Annotated in this window: 7 protein-coding genes and 1 pseudogene; 5 read left to right on the top strand and 3 right to left on the bottom strand. The window is 41.7% G+C overall.

Going from position 1 to position 10078, the window contains the following annotated elements; genetic code table 11:
* Positions 1 to 30: 30 nt before the first annotated feature.
* The 3 genes and pseudogenes from WKI23_RS09030 to WKI23_RS09395 form a co-directional block, all read right to left on the bottom strand.
* Positions 31 to 6231, bottom strand: a complete 6201-nt coding sequence (locus WKI23_RS09030) for an accessory Sec-dependent serine-rich glycoprotein adhesin (protein WP_368079691.1) — start codon at positions 6229 to 6231, stop codon at positions 31 to 33.
* Between the two features lie 429 nt (positions 6232 to 6660).
* A complete protein-coding gene (locus tag WKI23_RS09025; RefSeq protein WP_368079690.1) occupies positions 6661 to 6867 on the bottom strand; it encodes a hypothetical protein in 207 nt (68 codons plus the stop codon).
* Between the two features lie 46 nt (positions 6868 to 6913).
* Positions 6914 to 7339 (bottom strand): annotated as a pseudogene (locus WKI23_RS09395) (IS630 transposase-related protein).
* Between the two features lie 254 nt (positions 7340 to 7593).
* Here WKI23_RS09395 and WKI23_RS09015 point away from each other — a divergent pair.
* The 5 genes from WKI23_RS09015 to queD all read left to right on the top strand — a co-directional run bounded on the left by WKI23_RS09015 (position 7594) and on the right by queD (position 9924).
* On the top strand, positions 7594 to 7974 hold the full coding sequence (locus tag WKI23_RS09015) for a MarR family transcriptional regulator (RefSeq protein WP_368079689.1): 381 nt from the start codon (positions 7594 to 7596) through the stop codon (positions 7972 to 7974).
* Positions 7975 to 8073: 99 nt separating this feature from the next.
* Entirely contained in the window at positions 8074 to 8295 is a 222-nt protein-coding gene (locus WKI23_RS09010) for a DUF4649 family protein (RefSeq protein WP_057487854.1), read from the top strand.
* A gap of 16 nt (positions 8296 to 8311) precedes the next feature.
* Complete coding sequence (gene trxA / locus WKI23_RS09005; protein WP_001029581.1) at positions 8312 to 8626, top strand: thioredoxin; 315 nt, start codon at positions 8312 to 8314, stop codon at positions 8624 to 8626.
* Positions 8627 to 8827: 201 nt separating this feature from the next.
* Positions 8828 to 9481 (top strand): 7-cyano-7-deazaguanine synthase QueC, encoded by a 654-nt coding sequence (gene queC, locus WKI23_RS09000; RefSeq protein ID WP_368079688.1) that lies wholly within the window; start codon positions 8828 to 8830, stop codon positions 9479 to 9481.
* Positions 9481 to 9924: a 6-carboxytetrahydropterin synthase QueD gene (gene queD / locus WKI23_RS08995; protein WP_000464575.1), complete on the top strand. Its 444-nt coding sequence runs from the start codon at positions 9481 to 9483 to the stop codon at positions 9922 to 9924. Before queC ends, queD begins: the two co-directional genes overlap by 1 nt.
* Positions 9925 to 10078: the final 154 nt, after the last annotated feature.

The raw sequence follows: 10078 nt of genomic DNA, 5'->3' as shown, positions 1-10078 counted from the left end.
AGAATCTATGGCTAACGGTGTTCTTGCAGGTTACCCAATGGTTGACGTTAAAGCTGATGTACTTGTTGAGCCACTTGTACTTGTCGATGCCGATGTACTTGTCGATGCTGACGTGCTTGTTGAAGCTGACGTACTTGTTGAGCCACTTGTACTTGTCGATGCCGACGTGCTTGTTGAAGCCGACGTACTTGTCGATGCTGATGTCGATCTATAGTCCGAATCAGACAAATCTGGTGTCACTGTATTCTGTGTACCATCTTTATAAGTAATCGTCACCCTACCATTGCTTGATATAGTGTAACCTTCAGCTCCGTCTTTGATACGATTTGCATCTTTTGGATTCGATGCTTTTACGGCTTCGAGGATTTTTTGTTTATCCTCTTCAGACAAGGTAGTCGTATTCGTCACTTGAACTGTAGATGGTTTATTTCCTTGGAATTTTTCTTTTAGAGGAGCCTGTTGTATGACGTACTGTACAACAGTCGGGTTATTCGATAAATCACGAACTCTTACAAATCGTGTCCATCTATTAGATGAAGTATGTGTTTGAGTAGAATTATATGTCCCTTCTTCTGACAATTGGCGTGTATCTGGTCGTTCTACAGAAGCATCTGTAACTGTAGTAGTTTGTATTGCACGATCATTCGTTGCATACGGACTTCCAATTATTTCTGTTGTCTTAAAGCCTGGATCTTCATTTGTAGCGTTATTCCAAGCTTCAATACTTTTTACCTTACCACTGTTATCAGTAGTCGTTACAGTCACACGGAATTTATCACCAGCATAAATTTTATTTACATTTGAAGACTTAGGTGCTTCTACCCAAGACTTGGTTTTTTCATCATAAATTTCAACCTTAACAGTGACATTCGGCGATTCTGTCTCATTACTGATTGTTCCTGTACCTTGGTCTGATGTTAGAACTTCAGTTGTGTTTGCCCCTGCAGGCACACTTTGTATCGCAGTCACACTGCCCGAAGGAAGGAGACCATTGTTTGCGGTGTAAGCCGTTCTCAAATCTTCTGCAGTAAAGGTTACGCTGGTAGCATTACCTTCTGCTCTTTTCGGCGTAAGAGTTTGACCTGCAACTGTTAAGGTTACACTTGCACCTGGAAGAACATTAGTTACCGTGATGGTTTGATTTGGTAAGCCACCACGCCCAGCTAGATCTTCAATAGACGGCGTATTCACTTCTCTCGCCAATTCTGAGATTGGTTTGGTACGAGAGCGACCATCCTTATAGGTAATCTTGGCATTAGATCCTTCAAAGGTAACATCCTTGATACGTTCTTTTTCTTTTTCTGTAGCTGTATCATGGGCATTCTTAATAGCCTCTTTTATGCTTGTCTTTTCATCCTCTGTTAAAGCTGTCAGATTTGTTACTTTAATCTTCTTATCTGGATTCAAATTAGCATTTTTAACGCTCAAATCACCTTGTACAATCTTAAATGTATTTCCTACAGACTCATTGTCTGAAATATCTGTAGCTGTAATCGAACGAGTCGAAGTATTTCCGGTACTGTATTGAAGTTCTTCCTTAATTGTTCCATCTGCAACTACTTTAGCTGGAGTCGTAGATGAGGCAGGTGTAACAGAAGAAATATTGGTGACAATGGCGTTTCCAAAACTATCATCAAAAGCATTTCTACTCGGAACACTCTTTCCGTCAGAGCCACCTATTTTAATATCTGTTTGCTTTATATAGTTACTATTGTCAGTGATCGAGGTTGTAAACCTCATATGATCACCAGCATAAAAGGTATAGACTGATGTCTCACCTGAAGTCGTCTTAGGAGCAGCTTCCCACGTCTTAGTCGCGTTATTGTAAACTTCTACAACTGTAGTCGCTACTGGTTTAACGTTTTCCTTGGTAATTGTTTTAGTCGTTGTTGCTGATTCAAGTGTTTCTGCTTGGTTTGTTGTCGGATTAGTAAATTGCTTACTTTGTTTAACCGTTACTTCTCCTACTGGAAGTAAACCATTACTATCTGCTAAGTCACTCGCTCCAATTGTTAGACTTGTCGCATTAGCTGGTACTTCCCTCGATACAGTCTTACTTCCAAGCGTTAAGGTTACTGTTGCACCCGGTGTCACATTAGTGACTGTAATACCACGATTTGGTAGTCCACCAGTATTTGTCACCTGATTATCTGCAATTTCCGGTGCCTGTGGTTTTACTTTAATTGTTACATCAACCGTTTTGCTATTGCGAGTAGCTCCAGCAGAACCTTGCGGTAATGTTACTCTAACTTTTTTAGTTACATAACCTGGAGCAGAAATGTCAGATTCATTTATCGGCGCTTCCCATGCAAAGTCTGTTCCAGTTGGTACTACTGGAGTATTTGTTGCATTTGTAACTGCTTGACCTGGGGTAGTTTTGATTGTCGATAGCGGAGCCATATTGCCCGCTGTCGTTTCATAAGTTTGCTTAGCAACAGGATCCACTACTGTATAAGTAAAGGTTGTCTGGCTTGTCAAAGCAGGATTTTGTGTAGTTGGAGTTCCAAAACGCCCTGTTGGATAAGTCGCTACTACACGATATTGTGTTTGATGGGCTTGATTATTATTCCAAACCGCGCTAAAGTCCGGTCTACCGTCAGGTGTTTTCTGTAATGTACCTGTACCATTTAAGGTACTATTTAATTTATACTCATAACGCCATTTCGTATTTTGTGGAAGTTCACTGGAATTTGTATACAGACTTGTATTCCCACCAATATTATTAGCCCAGCCCCCTCCGTTAGTATGACCTTGACCATCGTCATCTTTGAAGGCATAAAACTGCCCTGTCACTCCATTGTTGGTAATAGTTTCAATTTTCTTATAAACCGTATAAGGATAGTCAAAATCCTTAGTGATTCCCGAGCTAGTGACCGTTAGGACAGCTTTCTTTTCACCGTTACTGCTGAAATCTGGTCTCGTTTTCCACGCGACAGTGACATTTGACGGAACTGCAGCCCCATTACTATTGGTGATAAAATCCCTTGCAGTTAGTTGGTTAGGATTTTCCCCTTGGACAGCATAAAAGCGATCTGACTTCGTTTTATAGGGCATTTTTGCCGTCTCAGTAGAGGTCGCTCCCTCTGAGTTAAAGTTATAGGCAGTTGCAGAGACTCGACTTTCGTCTTTGACTGTCGGCTCTGATATGGTAACCGCACCAGTATCCTTATTTAAAGTCACTCCAGAAGGAAGAGGCTCTGGGTTATCCCATTTGGTTCCACTCTTCTTGACACTGATGGTTGTATTGGCATTGCCTGTTGTAGGAGTATAGGTGATGGTCACGCTATCGCTCTCTCCCTGAGGAGTAACCGTCACACTACCATCAGTAGGTGCTTGAATAGCAGGAGCTGTTGGAGCGGTAGCTTTTGTGATATTTTCAAAGAAGACTTCGGAAGTATCCTGTGAATCTCCATTTTCGTTGTCCTTGTAAGTGACTACGAGTGTTTTACTCAAACCAACTTTCCCTGACTCGATAGTGGCTGTGCTGGCAGTGAAACCATTGTGCTCCAAAACTTTAGTACGTTCAGCATCGGTCAATTTTTGACCCAGCCTGCTTGCGGGAATATCACTTGGTAGAGGGAGGTAAACGGTCTTACCATTAACTGTTGCTTTAACAGCCATATTTTCCCCTACACCTGAACCAAAGGTAGTACCACCACCAAGCCATTGAACATCGGCAACGTTTAGGTTAGAGGCACTAGTAGCTGTCCCTGAGACCCTTTCCGGTGGGATGACGTCTCCAGAACGTCTATCATTCACATTATTCTTATAATCCTGCATATCACTAGGCATTTTAAAATTAGGAATTGTACTAGAAGAATTTGTAAAGCCTGCTATCATGGACGCTGCGCTAGGAACAGACTGACCTTTTGTAATGGGATTATTTACCGCATTGGTATTGATTGTTGGTTGATAAACTTCCGACTGAGTAACAACACGGAAGGGAATATCATAGGTTTGGGTTTTCCCACCTTTGTTAGGGAAGGTAATCGTAAGCTTATGAGTTCCTTTGGCTAATTTATCTTGAGAACGAAACGAAGTTCGAAGATTGGTAACAGCAAGATAATTAGGATTTGTTTCAGCACCATCGATTTTGTAAGTGACTTTCTTAGCAAAATCTTCTGGAAATTCGTCTAATTTTTGTCCTGTAACGACATCATACAGATCGATGAGTTGGTTAACTTTTGATAGGTCTTCTACACCACTAAATTTAAGGAAAGCTGATTGTTTCCCTCCTTTAAATTCAGCCCTATAACGATCTTGAGAGCCGACCATTTGGAGGTAGTTTCTATGACGTGAGTTTTCCAAGGAACGGAATCCAGCCATATAATAATCGTTGGTGTCTTCTGCACTTTCAGTTGTATAGGTGATTCTATACCCTTCGTAACGGGCACTTCCTTTAGGGTGGAGGGCATAGACATTGGCAGTGGCTCCTTCAATACTATTGAAAGCAAAGTCCCCTTCTTTTTTCACTTTGTCAGTGATTTTATCAGTTTGATAATAAGCATCTGGGTTATTAAAAGCAAAGTCCCGCAAGCTCGTTAGCGTTCCTCTACCAACCCCACTTGGACCCACACCAGCTACGTTTTCATAGTAAGCCCCACCTTGGTTATTATTAGCATTCCCGATTGCAGCTAAGAGATCTCCACTTTTGGAATTGTTACGGAAAGCTTCATCGCTATTTGTTTCTCCCAAAGTATTCCATTGTCTATTCCCACCGTCTTTTTGCTCCACTTTCATATGGGTGATGCGATGTCCCTTTGGAACAGTAAAGTAGAAATAAGGGTTGTCATGCGGTTCCCCACCATCATTAAAGAGAACAGTCCAATTGGTTGTCGTTCCATGTCGTTCAGCCTTCATATAGACTTGCGATGCAATATTTGAAACAGGGACACGTGTAGCGACATTTGCTAGGCTACCTGGAGCGCGGTCATTTGCTTGACGTCCCTGAGTCGCATAAAGGTAAGTACCTTCTCTATAAGAATAGACAAGTCCTGGCCTTGCATCTCCTGTAGTTACATCCTTATGACTTAAGACATATCCAACCGTCGCCGTGTTGAAACCATAGGTCGCCTTATCCGGGTCATTTTCAGTTGCCCCTCCTGGTGCAACCCTAAAGTTAGCCCCTCTCTCCATGGGTTTCCCGTTTAAGCTACTACGTTGCCCATTATTAGCTCGTTGCACTGCATTGATGATGGAGTTTCGTGCAATTGTCGCTTGTTTAATGACGTCTGTCAAGTCAGCATTTGGAGTCTTTAGCACGTCTTCGATAGCTGTTACAGCAGCATTAACCTTTGCAACCGCTGCTTCCGTATTTGGCAAGCCAACGGACTTAGCTAGGTACTCACCCATCTCAGCTGAGATTTTAGACAGACGTTTGCGGTCTTCTTGAGCTTTCTTGTCATTCTCGGCAGTTACCGTAGTCGCCACAGCAGCTGTTGTCGTCGTATCCACCAAACTTGAAGTCGTTGATGTGATTTGGCTCAAACGAGTTTCAACTGCTTGTAGAGATGCGAGACTTTCAGTGATAACTTTTGAAAGAACCGCATCAGCTGTCGTGCTAGCTGCATCTTTCTTACGAACAGATGTCTCTGTATTTGAACCTGTCTCGGATGCTACTGGCTGCGCGAGTTCAGAACTTACTCCAGCTTGTGATTGAGAATCACTTGCTAAAGCTGATGTACTTGCCGATGCAGAGGCTACAGCACTGGTTGATGCTGACGTGCTTGCAGATACAGAAGCACTGGTTGAAGTACTTACTGATTGACTTTCACTCTCTGAGAGATGTTTGCTTGCATTCTTCGATGCTTCCTCAGACAAGGATTGACTCTGACTCGCAGAGACTGACAAGCTGTCTGCTTGAGCTCCTTCCTTGTCTTTTACATTTCCCAAAGTTACTGTATCTGTATTCGCAAGTGTTTGATTTGATTCTACTGTCTTTTCGAGGGCATCATTGGCATAAACAGTTGTTTGTGTCGCAACTGCTCCTCCAAACACCGTCCCAGCCGCAGCTATCCCTTTCAGGATATCCAGTCCAGTCAGTGTATTTGACGATTGCTCTTCGATTACTTCAGTTGTTACCTGGGCAGTGTCTACACCACCTCGCAAGACTTTAAAGAGACCAAACTGAGAAGTCGAAGCACGCAACCAATGCTTACCCGACTTGATCAATTTGAAACGAGTCACACGATCCGTCTCTCTATATTCACCTTCTTGTCGTCTAAAAAACATTTTGAAATTCCCTTTCAAACATTATTTTCATTTATAGATATAAATAAAATACCATTCCATATTATAGAAAAATAATCGCTAAATAGCAAGAGGTTTGAAAGTATTTTTACCTAAAAAAAAAAGCATTTTGCTATTTTATATATATTATAAACTGTGATTTTTATAAAGACACGTAAATGAGTGTAAATCAGCTCATTTTTAGTTTATATCCCTGTTTTTATGCATGATTATTCTATGTTTTTTCTCAAGACAAACCAAAAATTTTTTAAGTGCTTGGATTCGAAAAAACAAAACCCTTATACAAAGGCATTTTGCTTGTCAGATTATCCTTTTTAGTTTATAAATATAGTTTCTATGTTGATTTATTTCTCGATAATATGAAAGCCTAACAGTAGACTCATCGCCCCTGATACAACTTGAATGGAGTGATCAAACTCTAATTTGTGAATCACTATATCTGATTAGAAAACTACCATTGAGTTTTTGCTCCACCTCATTAGTCCACTCAAAACGTCGTCCGCTAATCTTTTCATAGACTTTCTCCCCTCTAGGAGCCCCTGCATAAGGACGATAGAGGTAGCGGTCGATTCCCGTTTCGTCAATAGATAGGACTGGTAAATCTTTTAGATTATCCAAAATATCAAGAAACTCAGCGACTTTCTCTGGATCTTGTTCTTTAAAGCTAGTCGTCTTTTTTTAAAGTGACCTTCATCTGCTTTAAAGCTTCCCATACTGAAGGAACAGCACAATCAAAATGTGCCGCAATTTCCCGTATAAAAGCGTCTGGATGAGCCTCTACAAAGGCTTTCAATTCCTCTAAAGGGATTTTCCGCTTTTTGCCGACTCACTTTTTCCGCTCTAATACTCAATGAAAATCAAAGAGCAAACTAGGAAACTAGCCGCAGGCTGTACTTGAGTACGGCAAGGCGACGCTGACGTGGTTTGAATTTGATTTTCGAAGAGTATAAGTGTCCTTGTTCACGTCTTTCTTTTCCCACGTGAAGAGAGTTCTGACGCCGACATCAAAAACTTTGCCCGCCTCGACATGGCTGTGCCCCCCTTTGATGTAATCTAATGCTACTTGTTTAAAATCAGTACTATATGCCATAGATTTATTAGACCATGCTTATTTTAAAAGATAGAGAAATGAAATAAAATCTGAATTCGAATGTGATAAGGAATTAGAAATTGAAACAATAGGATTCCCCCATTATTCACACAAAATAAAACCACTAAAAAACAGAGCTTGCCAGCCTTCTTGAAAAGTAGTATAATTATTGCATGCGCAATCATCTTGTGATGTAGAAACTGTCCTTGAATGGACATTCTTCTATTTACAACTCTAAAAAGAAAGGAGATACTATGACCTATTTGGAAAAATGGTTTGACTTCAATCGGCGTCAAAAAGAAATTGAAGGTCTCTTGGAAGAGACCATTGCCCAGCAGAGTGAGCAAAGTCTGACCTTGAAAGAGTTCTACCTGCTCTACTATCTGGACTTGGCTGAAGAAAAATCTCTACGCCAGATTGACCTGCCAGATAAGCTTCATCTGAGCCCCAGCGCTGTTTCTCGGATGGTGGCTCGCTTGGAAGCTAAAAATTGCGGTCTGCTTAGTCGCATGTGTTGCCATCAAGATAGACGTTCTAGCTTTATCTGCCTGACAAGTGATGGGCAAAAAACACTGGCCTCGCTACAAAAGGCTGTCGAAGCAAGCTTGGAAACTGGTTTGGATTTCTTGATTTAAGATGATTTTAGAAAAAAGTTGCGTGCGCAATCATTTTTCTTGACATTCTATTCTACAAGGAGTAAAATAAAGTCATCATTAAACAAAGGAGTTTTAAACATGATTGAAATCACCTATTTAGATGCCAGCAAGAATGAAAGAACTGTGACTTTCGAGTCTTATGAAGACTTTGATCGTTCACAACAAGCTTGCCTTATCGGCGTCGCAGACTACTACCCTGTCCAAAAATTGACTTACAAAGGTCATGATTTGGACTACCATGGGACTTATGGAGATGTCTTCTTCTATCTCATGAAACAAGATTTAAGCCAATATAACTAAAAAAAGGAGAAATACAATGGCAAAAGCAATTACAGATGCAACATTCGAACAAGAAACAAAAGACGGTTTGGTCTTGGTAGACTTCTGGGCAACTTGGTGTGGTCCATGTCGCATGCAAGGTCCAATCTTGGATAAATTGTCTGAAGAACTTTCAGAAGATGTCTTGAAAATCGTTAAAATGGACGTTGATGAAAATCCAAACACAGCTCGTGCTTTTGGAATCATGTCTATCCCAACTCTTCTCTTCAAAAAAGACGGCCAAGTGGTGAAACAAGTTGCTGGTGTTCACACAGCAGAACAAATCAAGGCTATCGTTGCTGAATTGAGCTAATCAAACGAGAGACCAAGTACTTGCTTTGGTCTCTTTTTTCTTGCCCTTTGCCATTTTTCAAAAAATATGCTAGACTGTAGGTAGAATATTACGATGTTTGGGACATGCCATCGCTAAAAAAAACCTCTACTTGGTATTTTTTAGCTCCCTCATGGGAGCTTTTTGCGTGCTCTGAACATTTCCCATTTTGGAAGGAGTACTATGAAACGTCAATCAGCCTTGGTCGTCTTTAGTGGCGGTCAAGATTCCACAACCTGCCTCTTTTGGGCCAAAAAACACTATGAAACAGTCGAAGCTGTCACCTTTGCCTACGGCCAACGCCATCACCTCGAAATTCAAGTTGCTAGAGAAATCGCTAAGGAACAGGGTATTCGTCATCACATCCTCGATATGTCTCTGCTGGGACAAATCACTGAAAATGCCTTGACTTCTGATCTAGAGATTGTGCAAAAAGAGGGAGAGGTTCCCAATACCTTTGTTGACGGTCGCAACCACCTCTTTCTATCTTTTGCGGCAGTTCTTGCCAAGCAACGGGGCATTAAAGACATCGTGACAGGTGTCTGCGAGACAGACTTCTCAGGCTACCCCGATTGTCGAGATGTCTTTGTCAAATCCCTCAATGTTACTCTCAACCTTGCCATGGATTACGACTTCGTTATCCAAACACCTCTCATGTGGCTGGACAAGGCTGAAACTTGGGAATTAGCTGACCAACTCGGTGCCTTTGACTATGTTCGTGAAAAGACCTTGACCTGCTACAACGGGATTATCGGAAGTGGCTGTGGAGATTGCCCAGCCTGCCACCTACGTCAACATGGGTTAGATGTTTATCTCTCACAGAAAGGAGAGGACTAATGTTTTTTGCACCCAAAGAAATCAAACAGGAAACTGGGGAGTCTCTGGTCTACAATCCTCACAGAACCTTGGTATCAAAAGAATTTACCTTTGATGCTGCCCACCACCTCTTTCACTATGAGGGAAAATGCAAATCCCTTCATGGTCACACTTATCATCTGCAGATTGCGGTCAGTGGATTTTTAGATGAACGTGGCATGACCTACGATTTTGGAGACATCAAAGCCATCTACAAGAACTACTTAGAGCCCCACTTGGATCATCGCTATCTAAACGAAACTCTTCCCTATATGAACACGACTGCTGAAAATATGGTTTACTGGATTTTCCAAACCATGAGTCAAGAGTTGCCCGACGAGCGTGGTCTCCGTTTGGAATACGTTCGCCTCTATGAGACTCCTACTGCCTTTGCGGAGTTTAGACGGGAGTGGTTAGATGACTAGGGAACGTGTCCTCAAACTACCAGTTCTGGAAATTTTTGGGCCTACCTTTCAAGGTGAAGGTCGTGCAATCGGACAGAAAACCATGTTTGTCCGTACTGCTGGTTGCGACCGTCAACAAAGGTATTGGGAACCTCTCCCTCTTTTTGCACAATCT

Origin of the sequence: Streptococcus pseudopneumoniae, assembly GCF_038148955.1 — a bacterium.
Classification (GTDB): Bacteria; Bacillota; Bacilli; order Lactobacillales; family Streptococcaceae; genus Streptococcus; species Streptococcus pseudopneumoniae_T.
The sequence above is the reverse complement of the archived record's forward strand: the minus strand, read 5'-3'. Positions and strand labels throughout refer to the sequence as shown.

Excerpts from the sequence above, each read along its gene's own strand:
- WKI23_RS09015 (WP_368079689.1), top strand. The coding sequence starts at position 7,594 with ATGACCTATTTGGAAAAATGGTTTGACTTCAATCGGCGTCAAAAAGAA.
- trxA (WP_001029581.1), top strand. The coding sequence starts at position 8,312 with ATGGCAAAAGCAATTACAGATGCAACATTCGAACAAGAAACAAAAGAC.
- WKI23_RS09010 (WP_057487854.1), top strand. The coding sequence starts at position 8,074 with ATGATTGAAATCACCTATTTAGATGCCAGCAAGAATGAAAGAACTGTG.
- queD (WP_000464575.1), top strand. The coding sequence starts at position 9,481 with ATGTTTTTTGCACCCAAAGAAATCAAACAGGAAACTGGGGAGTCTCTG.
- queC (WP_368079688.1), top strand. The coding sequence starts at position 8,828 with ATGAAACGTCAATCAGCCTTGGTCGTCTTTAGTGGCGGTCAAGATTCC.
- WKI23_RS09030 (WP_368079691.1), bottom strand. The coding sequence starts at position 6,231 with ATGTTTTTTAGACGACAAGAAGGTGAATATAGAGAGACGGATCGTGTG.